Raw genomic sequence first — 20,466 nt, forward strand, 5'->3', positions numbered from 1 at the left:
CCGTAGGGCGTACGATATTTATTTCCGTACGTCATACGAAGAAATGGGGAACGCGTGACGATCCTGGTGACGGGAGCGACCGGCAACGTCGGCCGCCTGGTGGTGGACGAACTGCTGGGGCGCGGGGCGCCGGTGCGGGCGCTGACCGTCGACCCGGAGCGGGCGGCGCTGCCCGGCGGGGTCGAGGTGGTGGTCGGTTCGCTGGCCCGTCCTTCGACCCTGCCGGCGGCGCTGAACGGGGTCGAGTCGGTTTACCTGGCGCCGATGGGCCGCACGGTGACGCGGTTCTGCGAGCTGGCCGCCGAGGCGGGGATCCCGCGGGTGGTCGCGCTGTCCGGCGCCAGCGTCGGCCAGGAGCACGAAGGGTCGAGCGGGCACGAGTTCGCGGCCGTGGAACGGGCGGTGCGCGCCGCGGGCTTCGACCGGACCTTCCTGCGGCCCGGCATGTTCATGGCCAACACCCTGGGCTGGGCGCCGTCGGTCCGGGAGTCCGGGGTGGTGCGGTCGGCCTACGGCGACGCGGTCCAGACGCCGATCGACCTCCGTGACATCGCCGCGGCCGCCGCGCAGGTGCTGGTCACCGACGGGCACAGCGGGCGGACGTACGTCCTCAGTGGACCGCAGACGGTCACGCGGCGCGAGATGGCGGCGGCGATCGGGTCGGCGCTGGGACGGGAGCTGCCGTTCGTGGAGCTGACCCCGGCCGAGCAGCGGGCCGAGTGGGTGTCGGTGGGAATTCCCCCGCTGATCGCCGACTGGATGCTCGATGGCTTCGCGGACAGCCGGGCCGAGCGGCCGGAGCCGACCGGGGTGTTCGAGGAGCTAGTGGGCCGCCCCGGCACCACCTACGCCGAATGGGCGGTGGCCAACGTGGCGGCGTTCGGCGGCTGAAACCCTTGCCCGCCAAGACTTTCCGCGACTGAGCCGGACCGCGCGAAGCCCTCCCGGCCGGGTGCACCGGGGGGGAGGGCTTCGCGGGGGACGTCAGGCGAGGGCCGCGTCCAGGCTGATCGTGGTGCCCGACAGCGCCTTCGACACCGGGCAGGTCTTCTCCGCGGTGGCGGCCAGCTCGGCGAACTCCTCCGCCGTCACACCGTCCAGCTTGGCGCGCAGGGTGATCGCGATGCCGCTGATCTCGAAGCCGCCGCCCTGAGCCGGGCCGAGGGTGACCTCGGCCGAGACGTCGAGGGACTCGGCCTCCAGCTTCTCCGCCTCCAGCACACCGGAGAGGTTCATCGCCAGGCATGCGGAGTGCGCGGCGGCGATGAGCTCCTCCGGGCTGGTCTGCCCGTCGGGGTTCCCGGCGCGGGTCGGGAAGGACACGCCGAACGTGCCGGCGTTGGACGAGTCGAGCGTGACCTCGCCCCGGCCCTGCGACAATCCGCCGGTCCAGTGGGTGGTCGCGTCACGGCTGGGCATGGGTTTCTCCTCCGGAGGTTCTGCGGTCGATGCCTCCGGTAAAGTAGCGCGCAATTACATTGTGCGCAAGTTATCGACGCACACCGCGTCATCGCTTGGTGGCCCAGTCACCTCATCCTGTCGCAGAACTGCTGGTCACGGGCTTACCGGGGAGTGAGTCGCTTCGGTGGCAATGGGAAGAAGCCGCTGGTGCGCTCGACGTAGTGCGCGTAGCCGGGCCGGGTGTGCCGCATCCCCTTCTCCAGCATGGGTTTCCCGGTGCCGCGGGCCAGGGTGAAGGTCATCACGATCGGTGAGAGCACGGTCGCCGCCCCCGGCCAGGTCGAGCAGGCCAGCAGGTAGAGGCCCCACCAGACGCAGGCGTCACCGAAGTAGTTCGGGTGCCGGGTGTAACGCCAGAGCCCGGTGTCGAGCACCTTGCCGCGGTTGCCCGGGTCGGCCTTGAAGCGGCGCAACTGGTCGTCGCCGACCGATTCGAAGGTGAAGCCGACCGCCCACACGGCCACGCCGATCCAGCCCAGCGCGCCGAGCCCGTCGCCGTACATGGCGAACTGCACCGGCAGTGAGACGAACCACAGGACCAGCGCCTGCATCAGGTAGGTCCGCACGAACATCCGCGCGGCCGATCCGCGCTTGGCGATCCGCACGTACCGCGGGTCCTCGGGCTTGCCGCGGTTGCGCAGGTGCAGGTACACCGACAGCCGCACGGCCCACACCACGGTCAGCGCCGCCGTCACCAGCCGCAGCGACAGGGGACCGCTGCCGAACGGGAACGCGACCACCGCGATGATCGCGAAGCCGAGCCCCCAGAACGTGTCGACGGTGTCGTAGCGCCCGCGCAGCCGGGCCACGCCGAACGTCACCGCGGCCGCGACCAGCGTGACGCCGGCCGTGACGGCGACGAGCGGGCCGAGGCTGATCACATCCAGTCCCGGGTGGCCGGCATGCCGATGGCGCCCTCGGCCGTGGGGCGCACCGCGAGGATCTGGTCCACGCCCATCCGGTTCTCCTCGAACGCCAGCCCGCCGCCGACCAGGTACAGCCGCCACACGCGCAGCCCGGTCTCGCCGATCAGCGCGACCGCCTGGTCCCGGTTCGCTTCGAGGGTGTCCAGCCAGGCCCGCACGGTCGGGGCGTAGTGCTCGCGCATGGCGTGCACGTCGCGGATTTCGAAACCGGCCTTCTCCACGTGGGCCAGCGTGCGGCTCAGCGGGCGCATCGTCATGTCGGGGGCGATGTAGCGCTCGATGAACGCGCCGCCGCCGGGTGCCACCGCGCCGCGCGACATCTGCTGCAGCAGCAGGCGCCCGGTCGGCTTGAGCATGCGGAACAGGATCCGGGTGTACTCCGGGTAGTTCTCCTCGCCGACGTGCTCGCCCATTTCGATGGACGCGACGGCGTCGAACTGCTGGCCGGCCAGCTCGCGGTAGTCCTGCTGGCGCACTTCGACGCGGTCGGCCAGGTCGTGCTGGGCCAGCCGGGCCTTCACGTGCTGCACCTGCTCGGCCGAGAGCGACACGCCCACCGCCTCCACGCCGTGGTGCTTGGCCGCGTGGACGAGCAGCGAACCCCAGCCGCAGCCGACGTCGAGCAGCCGCATGCCCGGCCGCAGGCCGAGCTTCCGGCAGATCATCTCCAGCTTGTCGTGCTGGGCGTCCGCGACGGTGTACCCGGGCTCGTCGGAGGTCCAGTACGCCGACGAGTACGCCATCGACTCGTCCATCAGCAACTGGTAGAAGGCGTTGGACAGGTCGTAGTGGTGGGCGATGGCCGACCGGTCGCGCCGCAGGCTGTGCAGCACGCCGCTGAGCCGCGCCTCCTCGGCGGGCGGCTTCGGGGGCAGGCCGACGACGCCGAGCCGGGCGGCCAGCGAAACCGCCTGGGCCCACTCGCGCGGCCCGAGCTTGACCCGCCCCAGCTCGCCGGAGCGGGTGAGCGCCCAGATCCGCCGGAACCCCTCGGTGAGGTCGCCCTCCACGTCCAGGTCACCGGAGACGTAGGCGCGCGCGAGACCCAGCTCACCGGGGGAGTACAGCAGCCAGCGCAGCGCGCGGCGGTTCTTGAGGACCACGGCCGGGCCCTCCGGGCCCACTCGCTCGCCGTCCCAGGTGCGGACGGCGATCGGCAGCCTCGTGCCGAGCAGGTGTTCGACGAAGGTGACCAGGCGGGTCGCAGAGCTTTTCGGCATATCCGGGATTCGCCGCCGCCCGGGGGGTGGATGGGTCGGCGCTACGCACCCATCCACCCGCGCGGCGGCGCCGAATCCCCGGCGTGCACCAGACCACGGGAAAACGCATCGCAGTAATCGGCAGTGGCGTGGCCGGCCTCACCGCCGCCTACCTGCTGCAGCGCCGCCATGAGGTCCTGCTGTTCGAGGCGGACGACCGGCTCGGCGGACACGCGCACACCCACGACGTGCCCAGCGCGCACGGCGGGACGGTCGGGGTCGACTCCGGCTTCATCGTCCACAACGAGCGCACCTACCCCACCCTCCTGCGGCTGTTCGGCGAGCTCGGCGTCCGGACGCAGGAGACCGAGATGTCGATGAGCATCCGCTGCGACGGCTGTGGTCTCCAGTACGCCGGAGCGAAGGGCCTGAAGGGCATCTTCCCCCAGCGCAAGAACCTCACCGAACCGCGCTACCTGCGGATGCTGACCGAGGTCAAGCGGTTCCACCGGCACGCCTCGCGGGTGCTTTCGCGCCCGGAGACCGGCGATGTCACCCTCGGTGCGTTCATGGCCATCGGCGGCTACTCGACCTACTTCGTCGACCACTTCATCCTGCCGCTGGTGTCCACGGTCTGGTCCGCCGACCGGACGGACACCCTGCAGTACCCGGCCCGCTACCTGTTCGAGTTCCTCCGCAACCACGGCCTGCTCTCGGTGAAGAACTCGCCGACCTGGCGCACCGTGGTCGGCGGCTCGCGCGAGTACGTGGAGCTGGCGGCCAAGCAGCTCACCGCCGTGCACCTGTCCACGCCGGTGCGGTCGGTGACCCGGACCGCCCGCGGGGCCGAGGTGCACGACGACGCCGACACCCGCCACCGCGTCGACCACGTGGTCATCGCCACCCACGCCGACCAGGCGCTGCGGCTGCTGGGCCGGCCCACCCCGGCCGAGCAGGAGGTGCTCGGCTCCTTCCGCTACTCCCGCAACGCGGCCTGGCTGCACACCGACACCAGCGTGCTGCCCACGGCCCGGTCCGCGCGGGCGGGCTGGAACTACCGCACCCCGGTGTGCGGCGGGGACAGTGAGGCCGTGCAGATCAGCTACGACATGAACCGCCTGATGCGCCTCGACGAGCCCAAGGGCTACGTGGTCACGCTGAACCCGCACGACGAGCCCGCGGCCGGCTCGGTGGTCGCGAAGATGGACTACGAGCACCCGGTCTACACCCCGGAATCCGTGGCCGCGCAGCGGAGGCTGGCCGGCTTGAACGACGGCGTGGTCGCCTACGCCGGGGCCTACCACGGCTGGGGCTTCCACGAGGACGGCTGTGCCTCCGGTCTGCGGGCCGCCGAAAGCCTGGGGGCGACCTGGTGACCACCGCCGCGCCCCGCCGCGCCCCGGCGCGATCGGCCGGGCCCGCTGTCCGGTCCGGACCGGGATCGGCCGGGACCGCCCTCTACGACGCCACCGTCGGGCACGTCCGCGCCACCGATCCGCCGCACGCCTTCGTGCACCGGATGTACCTGTGGCACACCGACCTCGACCGGCTGCCGCGGCTGCCGTGGTGGCTGCGGCCGTTCGCGCGGTTCGACGCCCGAGACCACTTCGAGCCGGGCGTGGGCGGCAGCATCCGGGCCAAACTGGACGCCTGGCTCGCGCGGCGCGGGGTGGACCTGCGCGGCGGCCGGGTCACCATGCTGGCCTCCGCCCGGGTGCTGGGCTACGTCTTCAACCCGATCTCGGTGTACTGGTGCCACACCCCGGACGGCGCGCTCGAATGCGTGGTCGCCGAGGTGCACAACACCTACGGCGGCCGCCACGCCTACCTCCTGCGGCCCGGCGAGGACGACATCTCCCGCGCGGACAAGGCGTTCTACGTGTCACCGTTCCAGGAGATGGACGGTGAGTACCGGATGCACCTGCCGCGGCCGGAGGCGCTGCTCGGGCTCACCGTGGCCCTGCACCGCGGGGAAGCCCGGCCGCTGGTCGCTACGCTCCGGGGGATCCGGCGGACGGCCGACACCCGTTCGCTCGTCCGGATGGTGCTCGGCCGGCCGCTGCAGCCGCAGCGCGTCTCCGCCCTGATCCGCCGCCACGGCATCGCCCTGTGGCGGCGCAAGGCGTCGATCGCCGTCCGGACCCCGCAGAACTCCGGAGGACAGCTGAATGGATGAGACCGCTCGCCCGCGCCGGGTGGCTGCCGTGCCGCCGGTGCCCGAAGACCTCGCCGCCCCCGCGCCGGCCACGGCCGAGGAGCTGATGGCCCAGGTCGCCAAGGGCGACGAGCGCGCGTTCGAGCAGCTCTACACCCAGCTCTCCGGGCCGGTCTACGGACTGGTCCGCCGGATCGTGCGTGACACCGCCCAGTCCGAGGAGGTGGCGCAGGAGGTGCTGGTCGAGCTGTGGAAGACCGCCACCCGCTACTCCCCGGACAAGGGCAGCGCGCTGAACTGGGCGATGACCCTGGCCCACCGCCGCGCCGTCGACCGGGTCCGGTCCGCGCGCGCGAGCACCGAACGCGAGCAGAAGGCGACGTTCGAGGCGGCCCGGGAACGCCCGTTCGACGAGGTGGCCGAGTCGGTCACCGCGAGCCTGGAGCGCTCGCAGGTGCGGCGCTGCCTGAAGTTCCTCACCGACCTGCAGCGCGAGTCGGTGCTGCTGGCCTACTACCAGGGCTACACCTACCGCGAGGTCGCGGACGTGCTCTCGACCCCGCAGGGAACGATCAAAACAAGGATGCGCGACGGGCTGATCCGCCTGCGCGACTGTCTGGGGGTGACGGCATGACGACGCCGGACATGCACACATTGACCGGGGCGTACGCGCTCGACGCCCTGTCGGACATCGAGCGCGCGCAGTTCCGCCGTCACCTCGAGCAGTGCGAAGCCTGCTCGCAGGAGGTCCACGAGCTCCAGGCGACGGCATCGCGGCTGGGCGCGGCGATGGCCGAGGAGCCGCCGCCCGAGATGAAGGACCGCGTGCTGGCCGCCATGCGCACCACGCGCCAGCTCCCTCCCGACGTCGTGGCGGGGCCGCAGGAGGTTCCCCGGGCCCGCCGCCGCTGGGCCCTGGGCCTCGCCGCGGCCGCCGCGGTCGTCGGGCTGGCGCTGGCCGGGGTGTTCGGCGGAGTCGCGCTGCACACCCAGGGCCAGCTGAACACCGCGCAGGAGCGGGTCGACCAGGCCCGCGCCCAGTACCAGCCGGTTTCGGAGCTGCTGGCCGCGCCGGACGTGCGGACCGCGCACGCCGGGGCCACCGACGGCGGCGGGGGCACCGTGCTGGTGTCCAGGCAGCTCGACCGCGTGATGTTCATGGAGGACCGCCTGCCGCCGTCCCCGGCGGGCAAGGTCTACCAGGCCTGGCTGATGGGACCGGGCGTCGACCCGCGCCCGGTCGGGCTGCTGCCCGGCGGCCCGGACGGCTCGCTCGTGGTGGCCGACGGGATCGGCCGCGCCGACCAGGTCGGGGTCAGCGTCGAGCCGGCCGGCGGCTCGCCCAGCGGGAAGCCGTCCGCCGATGTCGTCCTCGTGGCACCGATGCCCGCCTGAGCAGAACCCGCCCGTGCGGGCCCGCACCGGTTCCGCACCGGCGCGGGCCCGCACGGGTTTTTCCGCCTCTACCAGACCCTCGCGCACTGCTCCGACGGGGCTGCTGCTCTTGCGTTCGCGTTCGTGTTGTGGCAAAACACCCTTGCCGCACACGGCGTGGCTACTGGATTCGAGCCAGCCCGGTGCCTACCGTCCTGCTCTAACACCGGTGGTTGACATAACTCTGATTCTCGGGTTGAGGGTGAGGGTTGGGGCCCCGGTGGGCAGCACGAGCACATCACGATCAGGAAGGCGGACCCGATGACGCCCCCGCACAACTACCTTGCGGTGATCAAGGTCGTCGGCATCGGCGGCGGCGGCGTGAACGCCGTGAACCGGATGATCGAGGTCGGCCTCAAGGGTGTCGAGTTCATCGCGGTGAACACCGACGCACAGGCGCTGCTCATGTCCGACGCCGATGTCAAGCTCGACATCGGCCGCGAACTCACCCGTGGCCTCGGCGCCGGGGCCGCCCCCGAGGTGGGCCAGAAGGCCGCGGAGGACCACCGCGAGGAGATCGAAGAGGTCATCAAGGGCGCCGACATGGTGTTCGTGACGGCCGGCGAGGGTGGTGGCACCGGAACCGGCGGTGCCCCCGTGGTCGCCCAGATCGCCCGCAAGCTCGGCGCGCTGACCATAGGCGTGGTCACCCGCCCGTTCACCTTCGAGGGCAAGCGCCGCGGCAAGCAGGCCGAGGACGGGATCCAGCAGCTGCGCAACGAGTGCGACACGCTGATCGTGATCCCGAACGACCGGCTGCTGCAGCTCGGCGACATCGGCGTGTCCCTGATGGACGCGTTCCGCTCGGCCGACGAGGTGCTGCTCTCCGGTGTCCAGGGCATCACCGACCTGATCACCACGCCCGGACTGATCAACCTGGACTTCGCCGACGTCAAGAGCGTGATGTCCGGGGCCGGTTCGGCGCTGATGGGCATCGGCTCGGCGCGCGGGGAGGGCCGGGCGATCCAGGCGGCCGAGAAGGCGATCAACTCGCCGCTGCTGGAGGCGTCCATGGACGGCGCCCACGGGGCGCTGCTGTCCATCGCCGGCGGCTCCGACCTCGGCCTGTTCGAGATCAACGAGGCCGCTTCGCTGGTGCAGGAGTCCGCGCACCCGGACGCGAACATCATCTTCGGCACGATCATCGACGACTCGCTCGGCGACGAGGTCCGGGTCACCGTGATCGCGGCCGGCTTCGACGCCGGCGCGCCCACGCACAAGAAGCTCGACCCGCCGGCCTTCGGCTCGCGCCCGGGCAGCACCAGCACGGCTTCGGCCACCTCCGGGCACGTGGGCGGCCCGCCGTCGGCCACCCCGCCCTCCGGCGCGACCCCGGTGCCGCCCGCGAGCAGCTCGGGCTACCCGGTGGCGCCGCCGCGCACGCACGCCCCGCTCCCGCAGCCCGGCACCCCGCCGGGCGGCCTGCCTCAGCCCGGCGGTGGCTCGCGCGGCTACTCGCCCATCGGCTCCGGCACCGGCGGCAGCCTGCCCAGCCGCCCGGCCACGGTGCACGACGACCCCTCGGACGACGAGGTCGACGTGCCGCCGTTCATGCGCCGGTAACGACCGTTCTGCCCCGCCGAAGGCCACCTCGACCCGTTCGAGGTGGCCTTCACCGCGTTCGCGCGTTCTTTGGGAGGATGACCGGGTGCGAGTACGACGAGTGGTCACGACCAGGGCGGGCGGCGCCTCCCGCCCGCCGTACGACAGCTTCAACCTCGGTGACCACGTCGGTGACGACGAGGGCGACGTCCACGCCAACCGCCGGCGGCTGGCCGCCGAACTGGGCCTGCCCGAGCCGCGGCTGGCCTGGATGGAGCAGGTGCACGGCCGCACGGCGACCGTGGTCGACGGCACCGAAACCACCGCCGCCGAGGCGACCGACGCACTGGTGACGGCCGAGCCCGGCGTCGCGCTCGTGGTGCTGGTCGCCGACTGCGTGCCGGTTTTGCTGGCCGACCCCGAAGCCGGGGTCGTCGCGGCCGTCCACGCGGGCCGCGTCGGCACGCGGGTGGGGGTGGTGCCGGCGGCACTGGACGCGATGCGCGAGCTGGGTGCCGAGCCCGCCCGGACCGAGGCGCTGCTGGGCCCGGCCATCTGCGGCGACTGCTACGAGGTGCCCGCCGCGATGGCCGCCGACGTCGAACAGCACGTCCCCGGTAGCGCGACCAGGACCCGCCGGGGCACGTCCGGCCTCGACCTGCGCGCGGGGCTCTGGCAGCAGCTCGCCGCGCACGGCGTCGGCCGGATCGGCGTGGACCCGCGCTGCACCGCGGAGGACCGGACCCTGTTCAGCTACCGCCGCGACGGCACCACCGGCCGGATCGCGGGCGTCACCTGGCTGGAGGCGTGATGGGCCGCCGCGGGTGGCCACAGTGTTCTCGGTGGCCACAGTGTTCCCGGTGGTTGCTGGTGAGTGCCCGATGACCGACGGACGCCGTGAGGAGATCGCGGCCGCGCTCGGCGCGGTGGAGGAGCGGATCGTCGCTGCCTGCACCGCCGCCGGGCGCGCCCGGGACGAGGTGCGCCTGATCGGCGTCACCAAGACCTTCCCGGCCGCCGACGCCGCCCTGCTCACCGACCTCGGCCTGACCCGGCTCGCGGAGAACCGCGACCAGGAGGCCGGGCCGAAGGCGGACGAGGTGGCGCGGCTGCGCCCGGACGCGTCGCCGCGGTGGCACATGGTCGGCCGGCTGCAACGCAACAAGGCCCGCTCCGTGGTCCGGTGGGCGGCCGAGGTCCAGTCGGTCGACTCGGCCCGGCTGGCCGACGCGCTCGGCCGCGCCGCCGGTCACGCCCGGGAGGCGGGGGAGCGCACCGCACCGCTGGACGTGCTCGTCCAGGTGAGCCTCGACGGCGACCCGGCGCGCGGCGGGACTCCGCTCGCGGAGCTCGCCGCACTCGCCGACCACATCGCTCGTGTGGGTGAGCTTCGGCTGCGGGGGGTGATGGCCGTGGCCCCGCTCGGGGAGGACCCCGAGCGGGCCTTCGAACGGCTGGCCCGGGCGGCCGGGCGGCTGCGGGAAGACCACCCGGACGCTGGGGAGATGTCGGCCGGTATGAGCCATGATCTCGAACCGGCGATCACGCACGGCTCGACCTCTGTGCGTGTCGGAACCGCGTTGCTCGGTGGACGCGGTTTAGCCTCGCCGTAGGGAGTCCGCGTGGCCGTCACGTTTAGTGCGCGGCGGGGTGGGGTAGCACGGTGCGGGAGTCGCTAGGGCTAGGGAGAGGCATGAGCGCGCTGCAGAAGCTGAAGGCCTACTTCGGGATGGTGCCCGCGGACGAGGACGGCTACGAGGTCGAGGACGAAGAGTACCGCCGTGGTTACGACGACGAGTACGACGCCTACGACGAGCCGCCGACACGATCCAGGTCACGATACCGTGAGGCCGATAACACTTACGACGAGCCCGCCTCGCGCCTCCGGTCACGGCCGGTGACCGCCGAGCCGGCCACGCACGGGGCGCTGGCCATCGACCGCCAGCCCGAGCCGGTGGCCCGGTTGCGCCCGCTCACCGAACCGGTGCGCACCCCGGCGCGCGATGCGCTCAGCCGGATCAAGACGTTGCACATGACCAGCTACGTCGAGGCCCGGCAGATCGGCGAGCACTACCGCGAGGGCATCCCGGTGATCATCAACCTCACCGAGATGGAGAACGGGGACGCCAAGCGGCTCGTCGACTTCTCCGCGGGGCTGGCCTTCGCGCTGCGGGGCTCGATGGACAAGGTCACCAACAAGGTGTTCCTTCTCTCACCGCCGGACGTCGACGTGACCGCCGAGGACCGCAGGCGGATCGCCGAAGGCGGATTGTTCCTGCGTGGCTGAACGAAGCGGACCGCTGGGCGCAGCAGAACGTGATTTTGTCGACTCGATCGCCGGTGGTGGCCGCTGGCTGCGGCCTCCGCGGCGATCCCCCGCTAGAGTGGTCGCGTGAACGCTGTGTTGCTGGTGGTCTGGTACGTGCTGTTCGCCTTCTGGCTGCTGTTGACGGCACGTATCGTGATCGAGCTCGTGCGGACCTTCGCACGGGAGTGGCGGCCCGCCGGAGGGGTTGCGGTCACGCTCGAGACCATCTACACAGTGACCGACCCGCCGGTTCGTCTGTTCCGACGAATGATCCCGATGGTTCGGATCGGCGGGATGGGACTGGACTTATCGATTATGGTTCTGCTGTTGGTTGTGTTCTTCGTGATGCAACTGGCAACTCCCAGGTGATCGGGGAGACCTGGGTGGATCCTGCAGGCCATGGAGTGCGTGAGGTGATCTGATGTCGTTGACCCCCGCTGACGTGCACAACGTCGCGTTCAGCAAGCCGCCCATCGGCAAGAGGGGCTACAACGAGGACGAGGTGGACGCGTTCCTCGACCTGGTGGAGACCGAGCTTGCCCGGTTGATCGAGGACAACAACGAGCTGCGGCAGCAGGTCGAACAGCTCGACAACGAGCTGGAGTCGACCCGCGGTGAGCTCGAGAACGCGAAGGTGAGCGGTCCACCGCCGGTGCGGGAAGAGCCCTCCCGCCGCCTGGCGCCCGTGCCCCCCGCTTCGGCGATGGAGCAGACGCAGGCCCATTCGATGGTCGGTGGCGACAGTGGCGAGCCGAATGTCCAGGCGGCCAAGGTCCTCGGCCTGGCCCAGGAGATGGCCGACCGGCTGACCGCCGAGGCCAAGACCGAGTCCGACGGCATGCTGGCGGAGGCGCGGACCAAGTCCGAGCAGCTTCTGTCCGACGCCCGGGCGAAGTCCGACTCGATGGTCAACGAGGCTCGCACGCGGGCCGAGACCATGCTCAACGACGCGCGCACCCGGGCCGAGACGCTGGAGCGTCAGGCCCGCGACAAGGCGACCACCATGGAACGCGAGTCGCAGCGCAAGTACACCGAGACGATGAACAACCTGAACGCCGAGAAGGGCGCTCTGGGCAAGAAGATCGAGGAGCTGCGCACGATCGAGCGGGAATACCGCACGAGGCTGCGGGGATTCCTCGAATCGCAGCTGCGCGAACTCGACGACCGTGGTTCGGCGGCGCCGGCTTCGGCCTCGTCGAACTCGGGCCAGCCGGCCGGCTCGGGCAGCGGCCAGGGCTACTCGTTCGGCCCGCGGGCCGAAGCGGGCTGAGTCCCGCTCCAGCTCAGTTTTTTTCGCGCACGCCCCGTCGTCCGCCGCATTCCGGCGACGGCGGGGCTTTCGCCGTGCACCCGATTTCCGCCACCACGGAAAGCACTTGCGGCGGTACGTGGCGTGGGCGTTTCGTGACCCGGTATTCCTGCGGTTCGTGCTGTAATTCAGCGTGCTCTACATAGTCCTCGTTCTGGTGCTGGCGGCGCTCGCGCTGCTCGTCACGGCCCTCATCACGGCCACCTCGCTGTGGGCCTGGGTCTCGATCGGTCTTTCGGTGCTCGCCGGGCTGATCCTGGTGGCCGACTGGCTGCGCCGCCGCCGGCGGGCCACCGCGGCCGAACCGGCCTCCGAGAACGGCACCGGCACCGCCGAGGAGACCGCCGAGGGGGACGACTCCGAGCCACCGGCCGAAGAGGACACGGAGGCCACCGCCCTCATCCCCGCCACGGGTGAACTCGGCGATCCCGCCGACGTACCGGAACCGGTGCCCGCACCGGACGGCGAGCCCGAAACCGCCGCCCCGGCCGAGACGCGCGCCGAGGGCACGGCCACGGATCCGACCGAGCCGGCGGCGCCCGCCGAAGCCGAAACGGCCGTGGCCGGGCTCGGTGCGACCAAGGCCACCGACGAGGATTCCACCACCCCGCCGCCCGCCCGGGAGAACGCGCCGGGCGAGGAGAAGACCGGCGCCGAGGACCTGGCCATCGTCTCCGACCTCGAGGACGAGGTGGTGGTCGTCGACGAGTACCCCCGCTACCACCTGGTCGACTGCGGCTGGCTCTCCGGCCGCGACACCATCCCGATCGGCGTCGGCGAGGCCCGCCAGCTCGGCTTCACCCCGTGCGCCCGCTGCGGCCCGGACGCCGTGCTCGCCGCCGCCCACCGCTGAAGCCACGGTCTGCGCTGCCCCGGGCTGTGCCGCTGTGCCGGGCCCGGGCGACGGTCCGCAGTCCGCGGTGACCGCGGGTCACTGGTAACCGGGTTGCGCCGGAGAGCTAATCTGGTCCCAGCACGGCGTCGATCCGGCCATCACCGGGGAGCCTCCGGGAGAACGGGGCGTCCGCGCCCCCAGTAGAACCGGACGGGTGCGGCCCGTGACAGCCGTCCACGAGTGGCCCGCGGCGCGGAGTTCCGCGCCCGGGCAAGCGGGGTGGTACCGCGTGACGTGCGAGCGTTTCGTCCCCGTGTGGCCGACCGGTGTGGCGCCGGCCGTCCGTACGCGAGCGACGAACGTGAAGGAGCGCACCCGGATGTACCCCCAGGCCCAGCTGGACGGAGACGGCACCGTCCCGTCCCAGCCATCGTTTCCCGCGCTGGAGCAGCGCGTCATCGAGTACTGGGAGACCGACCGGACGTTCCAGGCGTCGATCGACCGGCGGCCCGCCGGCGAGAACGGCGACAACGAGTACGTCTTCTACGACGGCCCGCCCTTCGCCAACGGCCTGCCGCACTACGGGCACCTGCTCACCGGCTACGTCAAGGACATCGTCCCGCGCTACCAGACGATGAAGGGCAAGCACGTCGAGCGCCGGTTCGGCTGGGACACCCACGGGCTGCCCGCCGAACTCGAGGCGATGCGCCAGCTCGGCATCACCGAGACCTCCGAGATCGAAGAGATGGGCATCGCGAAGTTCAACGAGGCTTCGCGTGAGTCCGTCCTGCGCTACACCGACGAATGGCAGGACTACGTCACCCGCCAGGCGCGCTGGGTCGACTTCGAAAACGGCTACAAGACCCTCGACGTGTCCTACATGGAGTCGGTGCTGTGGGCGTTCAAACGCTTGTGGGACAAGGGACTCGTCTACGAGGGCTATCGCGTCCTGCCCTACTGCTGGCGGGACGCGACCCCGCTGTCCAACCACGAGCTGGGCATGGACGCCGACGTCTACCGCAACCGCCAGGACCCGGCCGTCACCGTCGGGTTCCGCCTGGAGGGCAACGACAACGAGCTCGACGGCGCGTACCTGCTGATCTGGACCACCACGCCGTGGACGCTGCCGTCGAACCTCGCCACCGCGGTGCACCCCGAGGTGGACTACGTCGTGGTGGAGAGCGCGAACCTGCCCGGCCAGCGGTTCCTGCTGGCCGAAGCGCGCGTCGCCGCGTACGCGCGTGAGCTCGGCGAGGAGCCGGCTGTCGTCGCGCGCTACGCCGGCGCCCAGTTGCTCGGAAACCGCTACGCACCACCGTTCCCGTACTTCACCGGCACCGAGAACGCGCACCGGGTGCTGTCCGCCGACTACGTCACCACCAGCGACGGCACCGGGATCGTGCACATCGCGCCCGCCTACGGCGCCGAGGACAAGGTGGTCACCGACGCCGCCGGGATCCCGCCGGTCACGCCGGTCGACGCGCACGGCCGGTTCGACGCCACCGTGCCGGACTACGCCGGGCAGCAGGTGTTCGACGCCAACCCGGAGATCGTCCGCGACCTCAAGAACGGCACCGGGTCGGCCGGGCGGCAGGGCGCGGTGCTGCTGCGCCACGAGACCTACGACCACTCCTACCCGCACTGCTGGCGCTGCCGGAACCCGCTGATCTACCGCGCGGTGTCCTCCTGGTTCGTCGCGGTGACGCAGTTCAAGGACCGGATGGTCGAGCTGAACCAGCAGATCACCTGGTACCCGGAGAACGTCAAGGACGGCCAGTTCGGCAAGTGGCTGGAGAACGCCATCGACTGGTCGATCTCCCGCAACCGCTACTGGGGCACGCCGATCCCGGTCTGGCAGTCGGACGACCCGGCCTACCCGCGCACCGACGTCTACGGCTCGCTCGACGAGCTGGAGGCTGATTTCGGCGTGCGGCTGGACAATCTGCACCGGCCCTACATCGACGAGCTGACCCGGCCCAACCCGGACGACCCGACCGGGCGCTCGACCATGCGCCGGGTGCCCGAGGTGCTCGACGTCTGGTTCGACTCGGGCTCGATGCCCTACGCCCAGGTGCACTACCCGTTCGAGAACTCCGAGTGGTTCGAGCACCACTACCCGAGCGACTTCATCGTCGAGTACATCGGCCAGACGCGCGGCTGGTTCTACCTGCTGCACGTGCTCGCCACAGCGCTGTTCGACCGGCCCGCGTTCCGCACCTGCGTCTCGCACGGCATCGTGCTGGGCTCGGACGGGCAGAAGATGTCCAAGTCGCTGCGCAACTACCCGGACGTGAACGAGGTGTTCGAGCGCGACGGCTCCGACGCCATGCGCTGGTACCTGATGTCGAGCCCGATCCTGCGCGGCGGCAACCTGGTCGTGACCGACCGGGGGATCCGCGACGCCGTGCGCCAGGCCGTGCTGCCCCTGTGGAACTCGTACTACTTCCTGGCCCTGTACGCGAATGCCGAGGGTGTGGAGGGACACTGGCGTACCGATTCGAAGCACTTGCTCGACCGGTACGCGCTGGCGAAGACCCACGAGCTGGTCACCGACGTCGAGTACGCGCTGGACCACTACGACGTGGCCGGAGCCTGCCAGACCGTCCGGGACTTCCTCGAGGTGCTGACGAACTGGTACGTCCGCCGGTCCCGTGATCGCTTCTGGGCCGGCGCGCAGGACGCGATCGACACCCTGCACACGGTGCTCGAGGTGACTGGCCGGGTGGTCGCGCCGCTGCTGCCGCTGACCGCGGAGACGGTGTGGCGCGGGCTGACCGGCGGCCGCTCGGTGCACCTGGCGGACTGGCCGAACTCGCTCGACCTGCCCTCGGACGCGGCGCTGGTGACCTCGATGGACCGGGTGCGCCAGGTGGCGTCCTCGGCGCTGTCGCTGCGCAAGGCGAACAAGCTGCGCGTGCGGCTGCCGCTGGCCCGGCTGGTGGTCGCGGCCGGCGACGTCGAGGCGCTGCGGGAGTTCACCGACATCCTGCGCGAGGAGGTGAACGTCAAGTCCGTGGAGCTGACCACCGACGTGGCCGCGCACGGTTCGGCCGAGGTCGCGGTCAACGCGCGGGCGGCCGGGCCCCGGCTGGGCCGGGACGTGCAGCGGGTGATCAAGGCGGTCAAGGCCGGCGACTGGACCACCGGGCCCGGCGGCGGGGTGCTGGCGGCCGGGATCGAGCTGCAGGAGGGCGAATACGACCGGCGCCTGGTGGCCAGGGACGGCGGCGCGGCGGCCGAGCTGCCCGGGGGCACCGGTCTGGTCGTGCTCGACACCGAGGTCACCGGCGAACTGGCCGACGAGGGGGTGGCCCGGGACCTGGTGCGGGTGGTTCAGCAGGCCCGCCGCGACGCGGACCTCGACGTCGCCGACCGCATCACCCTGGTGGTCGACGCGCCGGAGGCCACGGTCGCGGCCATCCGCGGGCACGAGGAGTTCGTCGCGGCCGAAACGCTGGCCACGGCGGTGTCCTACGGCGAGGCGCCCGAAGGGTTCGAGGGCACGGCCGGGGAAGGCGTGAAGGTGCGCGTGCGGGTGGCCAAGGCCTGATCCGGGCCGTCCCGGCGCTGATCACGAATCGGTGTCGGGACGGTCGCTCAACCGTCGAGTAACACCCCGGTACCCGCGGCGATGGGCAAGCTGGGCCGGGTGCGCGAACGCCGCACCGGCCAGGGGGAGCGTGCGCGGTGAGTCCTGCGGGCAGAAGAAGGGTGCTGATCGGCGGCGCGGTCGCGGTGGTCGCGATCGTCGTGGCGGCGGTGGTGCTGCTCAGCGGTGGTGATCCGGCTCCGGCGGCGTCCTCGCACCCGGAGGAGACGACCGTCTCCGGGGTACAGGCATCCGACCCGGCTTCGGCGGCGAAGCAGTACTTGAGGGCCTTCGCCTCGGGCGACGCCGACACCGCGAGCCGGCTGACCGACGACCCGCCCGGCTCGGCCGCCGTGCTGCGCGACGCCTGGTCCACGCTGAAGCCGGCTGGGGTGCGGGCCGAACTCGGCCCCGTGGGCGCGGCCACCGGGCCCAAGGCGACCGCGGCGTACACCACGACCTGGACGCTCGCGGCGGGCCGCGTGTGGTCCTACGACGGCACGTTCGACGTGGTCCGGTCCGGTTCGCAGTGGCGGGTGCACTGGACCCCCGCGGTGCTGGAGCCGAAGCTGGAGGCCGGGCAGCGCCTGGTCGTCGCGACCGCGGCGGCGGAGGCGCCCGCGGTGATCGACCGCGACGGCAAGCCGATCCTGGTGACCGGCCCGGGCGGCCCGCACGCGGCCGGCGGCGCGGCGTTCCCGCTGCTGTCGTCCGCGCTGACCGGGCAGGTCCACGCCAGCGCTTCGGACTCGTTCGCGGTCGAGCGGGTGGACACCTCGGGCCGGAGCCTGGAGACGCTGTTCGGCAAGACCACCGGCGGGTTCGAGGCGCTGAAGTCCACGCTGAGCGTCGGGGTGCAGTCGGCGGCGCAGTCGGCCGTGGACTCCTTCGGCGGCAAGGCGGTGATCGTGGCGATCCAGCCGTCGAACGGCGGGATCCTGGCGGTGGCGCAGAACGCCGGGGCCGGGACCGGGCCGTCCGCGCTGAGCGGGCTGTACGCGCCGGGCTCGACGTTCAAGATCGCCACGGCGACGGCCGCGCTGGAAGCCGGGACCGCGACGCCGGACGCGGCCCTGCCCTGCCCGCTGACCGCGCGGATCGGTACCCGGACCCTGTCCAACGAGGACTTCGACCTGGGCACGGTGCCGATGCACCGCGCGTTCGCGAAGTCGTGCAACACCACGTTCGGCACCCTCGCCTCGCAGCTTCCGGCCGACGGGCTGGCCAACGCGGCCACCCAGTTCGGCCTGAACGCGGACTTCGACATCCCCGGCATCGCCACCGAGACCGGCGAGGTGGTCCCGGCCCAGGGCGCCGACGAGCAGGTCGAGGACGGGATCGGCCAGGGCACGGTGCAGGTCAGCCCGTTCGGCGAGGCGCTGATGGCGGCGACGGTGGCGGCGGGCCGGGCCGTGACCCCGCGCCTGTGGACGGACCCGGACCGGGCGACCAAGGTCTCGACGCGGTACAGCGCGCCGCCCGCGGGCGTGCTGGCCTCGGTGCGCTCGATGATGCGCGAGGTGGTCACCGGCGGCACCGCGACCGGGCTGGCGCGCTCCGGCACCGTGTTCGGCAAGACCGGCACCGCCCAGTTCGGCTCCGGCGCCGAGGCCCACGGCTGGTTCACCGGCTACCGCGGCGACCTCGCCTTCGTGGTCTTCCTGGAGGGCGCCAACGATTCCGGCCCCGCCGTCACGCTGGGGGCGAAGTTCCTGGCCGGGGTGAAGTAATCCGTCGAACGGGTGACGGCGGCCCGTGGGCCCCGCGACCGGCAGCGTTCGCCACGCTCGGCGTCCGGCTCACGACGCTCGGTACCGGGAAGACGCCCTAGCACGCCACTTGTCCGAATTATCCGGTGGTACACGAAGGAGTGAGTACCCCCGCTCACTATTCTGGACTCCGGCGGAGACCGGAGGGAGCGGAAGATGGACCAGCTTCCCGTGCTCCTGGGGATCGGCGGTGTGGTGCTGCTGGCGTCCGTCGTGGCCGTGCGCGTCTCGATCCGGCTCGGCTTCCCCTCGCTGCTGCTGTACCTCGCGATCGGCGTGCTGCTCGGTGAATCCGGGCTCGGCATCCGGTTCGACAACCCCGGCCTGACCCAGTCGCTCGGCCTGGCCGCGCTGGTCATGATCCTCACCGAAGGCGGGCTGACCACCCGGTGGCCCGCGGTGAAACCCGCGCTGGCGCGGGGAATCGCACTGTCCACAGTGGCTGTCGTGCTGAGTGTCGCGATCACCGGCGCCGCGCTGCACTGGCTGCTGGGCCTCGACTGGCGGCTCGCGCTGCTGTGGGGCGCGGTGCTCGCCTCGACCGATGCCGCGGCGGTGTTCTCCGTGCTGCGCTCGGCCGGGGTGGGCAAGCGGATCGTCGGCACGCTGGAGCTGGAATCGGGCATCAACGACGCGCCCGCCTACATCGCCGTGGTGGTGCTCGCCTCGGGCGAGGCGGTGGACTGGTCGCTGCCGCTGCTGGTGGTCTACGAGCTGGTCGCGGGCCTGGGCATCGGGCTGCTGTTCGGCTGGCTGGGCGCGATGGCGCTGCGGCGGGCGGCGCTGCCGGCCACCGGGCTGTACCCGCTCGCGACGGTCGCGGTGTGCGTGCTGGCCTACTCCTCCGGGCAGCTGGCGCACGCCTCGGGCCTGCTCGCCACCTACGTCGCCGGCCTGGTGCTGGGCAACTCCCGGCTGCCGCACCGCTCGGACACGCTGTCGTTCGCCGAGGGACTGGGCTGGCTGGCGCAGATCGGCCTGTTCGTGCTGCTCGGCCTGTTCGCCTCGCCGAGCCGCCTGCTGGAAACGCTGGTGCCCGGACTGGTCGCGGGCGCGGTGGTGCTGCTGCTGGCCCGGCCGCTCTCGGTGGTGCTCTCGATGCTGCCGTTCCGCCTGCCCTGGCGGGAGCAGGCGTTCCTGTCCTGGGCCGGTCTGCGCGGGGCGGTGCCGATCGTGCTCGCGATGATCCCGCTCTCGGAGGGCGTCGGTGGGGCCGAGCAGCTGGTGGACGCGGTGTTCGTGCTGGTCATCGTGCTGACGCTGCTGCAGGGTGCGACCCTGGGCCCGTTCGCCCGCTGGCTCGGCCTGGCCAAGCCGGCCGAGGCCCACGAGATCGAGGTGGACGCCGCCCCGCTGGACGAGCTGGGCGCAGAACTGCTGCAGGTGCGCATCCAGAAGGGCTCGAAACTGCACGGTGTGTACATCTCGGAGCTGGGCCTGCCGCCCGGCGCCACGGTCAGCCTGATCGTCCGCACCGGCGCCGGCTTCACCCCGCAGAAGACCAGCCGGCTGCAGGTCGAAGACCAGCTCCTGGTGGTCACCACGGCGAACGTCCGCGACGCCGTGGAGCGCCGCATCCGCGCCGTGGACCGCGCCGGTCGCCTGGCCCGCTGGCGTGGCGAAGACGGCCGCTGAAGGGGACGAAACCCCGGCGTGGAGCGACCACCGTCGTGGCCTGGGCCGCGCGAAGCGTCGCGCACGTGACTCCTGCGCCGAACGTGTGAGCGCGGTCTCAGATCGCGGGACGGGTCTGGCTCCGGGCCGCTCCGGTCGGTTACCTTCGAAACCAGGTCATGAGTGCCAGCGCGAAGCCCCGGCTCGCTGGCCGGCAACCCTCCTACCGCGGTGGGGTGCCCCGGGTGAGGACCAGGCCGGTCGCGTGGTGCGGCAGGCAAGCGCGGGCCCCTCGCCGGGGGTCCCCCGGACTGCCGAGGAGGCA

18 protein-coding genes and 1 riboswitch are annotated in these 20,466 nt (G+C 72.0%); of the genes, 15 read left to right on the forward strand and 3 right to left on the reverse strand.

All coding sequences use genetic code 11. The features are described 5' to 3' along the window. Positions 1-54 precede the first annotated feature (54 nt). Positions 55-891: an NAD(P)H-binding protein gene (locus NYF13_RS28660; protein ID WP_315661003.1), complete on the forward strand. Its 837-nt coding sequence runs from the start codon at positions 55-57 to the stop codon at positions 889-891. Positions 892-984: 93 nt separating this feature from the next. Here NYF13_RS28660 and NYF13_RS28665 read toward each other — a convergent pair whose 3' ends face one another. The 3 genes from NYF13_RS28665 to NYF13_RS28675 form a co-directional block, all read right to left on the reverse strand. Continuing rightward, entirely contained in the window at positions 985-1,419 is a 435-nt protein-coding gene (locus NYF13_RS28665) for an OsmC family peroxiredoxin (protein ID WP_315661005.1), read from the reverse strand. Positions 1,420-1,562: 143 nt separating this feature from the next. Next, positions 1,563-2,342 (reverse strand): DUF1295 domain-containing protein, encoded by a 780-nt coding sequence (locus NYF13_RS28670; RefSeq protein ID WP_396287739.1) that lies wholly within the window; start codon positions 2,340-2,342, stop codon positions 1,563-1,565. Continuing rightward, entirely contained in the window at positions 2,339-3,607 is a 1,269-nt protein-coding gene (locus NYF13_RS28675; protein WP_315661006.1) for a cyclopropane-fatty-acyl-phospholipid synthase family protein, read from the reverse strand. The genes NYF13_RS28670 and NYF13_RS28675 overlap by 4 nt, the downstream gene beginning before the upstream one ends. Positions 3,608-3,690: 83 nt before the next feature. Between NYF13_RS28675 and NYF13_RS28680 the strand changes: the two genes are divergently transcribed. The 14 genes from NYF13_RS28680 to NYF13_RS28745 all read left to right on the forward strand — a co-directional run bounded on the left by NYF13_RS28680 (position 3,691) and on the right by NYF13_RS28745 (position 20,162). Continuing rightward, positions 3,691-4,962 (forward strand): FAD-dependent oxidoreductase, encoded by a 1,272-nt coding sequence (locus NYF13_RS28680; protein WP_315661007.1) that lies wholly within the window; start codon positions 3,691-3,693, stop codon positions 4,960-4,962. After that, on the forward strand, positions 4,959-5,762 hold the full coding sequence (locus NYF13_RS28685) for a DUF1365 domain-containing protein (protein ID WP_315661008.1): 804 nt from the start codon (positions 4,959-4,961) through the stop codon (positions 5,760-5,762). The genes NYF13_RS28680 and NYF13_RS28685 overlap by 4 nt, the downstream gene beginning before the upstream one ends. Next, a complete protein-coding gene (gene sigK, locus NYF13_RS28690) occupies positions 5,755-6,375 on the forward strand; it encodes an ECF RNA polymerase sigma factor SigK (protein ID WP_315661009.1) in 621 nt (206 codons plus the stop codon). Before NYF13_RS28685 ends, sigK begins: the two co-directional genes overlap by 8 nt. Further along, positions 6,372-7,136, forward strand: a complete 765-nt coding sequence (locus NYF13_RS28695) for an anti-sigma factor (protein ID WP_315661010.1) — start codon at positions 6,372-6,374, stop codon at positions 7,134-7,136. The genes sigK and NYF13_RS28695 overlap by 4 nt, the downstream gene beginning before the upstream one ends. Positions 7,137-7,436: 300 nt before the next feature. After that, a complete protein-coding gene (gene ftsZ, locus NYF13_RS28700; RefSeq protein ID WP_315661011.1) occupies positions 7,437-8,738 on the forward strand; it encodes a cell division protein FtsZ in 1,302 nt (433 codons plus the stop codon). 85 nt (positions 8,739-8,823) lie between these two features. Then, positions 8,824-9,528: a peptidoglycan editing factor PgeF gene (gene pgeF, locus NYF13_RS28705; RefSeq protein ID WP_315661012.1), complete on the forward strand. Its 705-nt coding sequence runs from the start codon at positions 8,824-8,826 to the stop codon at positions 9,526-9,528. A gap of 70 nt (positions 9,529-9,598) precedes the next feature. Then, the gene (locus NYF13_RS28710) at positions 9,599-10,330 is read left to right on the forward strand and encodes a YggS family pyridoxal phosphate-dependent enzyme (RefSeq protein ID WP_315661013.1); all 732 of its coding nucleotides are present in this window, start codon (positions 9,599-9,601) and stop codon (positions 10,328-10,330) included. A gap of 80 nt (positions 10,331-10,410) precedes the next feature. Next, the gene (locus tag NYF13_RS28715) at positions 10,411-11,004 is read left to right on the forward strand and encodes a cell division protein SepF (protein ID WP_315661014.1); all 594 of its coding nucleotides are present in this window, start codon (positions 10,411-10,413) and stop codon (positions 11,002-11,004) included. Between the two features lie 114 nt (positions 11,005-11,118). Continuing rightward, positions 11,119-11,394 carry a YggT family protein gene (locus tag NYF13_RS28720; RefSeq protein WP_315661265.1) on the forward strand — a complete coding sequence of 92 codons (276 nt, stop codon included), beginning with the start codon at positions 11,119-11,121 and terminating at the stop codon, positions 11,392-11,394. A gap of 52 nt (positions 11,395-11,446) precedes the next feature. Further along, on the forward strand, positions 11,447-12,295 hold the full coding sequence (locus NYF13_RS28725) for a DivIVA domain-containing protein (RefSeq protein ID WP_315661015.1): 849 nt from the start codon (positions 11,447-11,449) through the stop codon (positions 12,293-12,295). Positions 12,296-12,467: 172 nt separating this feature from the next. Next, positions 12,468-13,187, forward strand: a complete 720-nt coding sequence (locus NYF13_RS28730; RefSeq protein ID WP_315661016.1) for a hypothetical protein — start codon at positions 12,468-12,470, stop codon at positions 13,185-13,187. A 361-nt stretch (positions 13,188-13,548) separates the two neighbouring features. Next, positions 13,549-16,719, forward strand: coding sequence for an isoleucine--tRNA ligase (ileS, locus tag NYF13_RS28735; RefSeq protein WP_315661017.1), 3,171 nt, complete (start codon positions 13,549-13,551; stop codon positions 16,717-16,719). A 137-nt stretch (positions 16,720-16,856) separates the two neighbouring features. Beyond that, the gene (locus tag NYF13_RS28740; RefSeq protein ID WP_315661018.1) at positions 16,857-18,488 is read left to right on the forward strand and encodes a penicillin-binding transpeptidase domain-containing protein; all 1,632 of its coding nucleotides are present in this window, start codon (positions 16,857-16,859) and stop codon (positions 18,486-18,488) included. A 195-nt stretch (positions 18,489-18,683) separates the two neighbouring features. Next, positions 18,684-20,162 carry a potassium/proton antiporter gene (locus NYF13_RS28745; RefSeq protein ID WP_315661019.1) on the forward strand — a complete coding sequence of 493 codons (1,479 nt, stop codon included), beginning with the start codon at positions 18,684-18,686 and terminating at the stop codon, positions 20,160-20,162. Positions 20,163-20,316: 154 nt separating this feature from the next. Next, positions 20,317-20,431: riboswitch (SAM riboswitch) on the forward strand. Positions 20,432-20,466 lie beyond the last annotated feature (35 nt).

Source organism: Amycolatopsis sp. PS_44_ISF1 (assembly GCF_032335455.1).
Lineage (GTDB): Bacteria > Actinomycetota > Actinomycetes > Mycobacteriales > Pseudonocardiaceae > Amycolatopsis.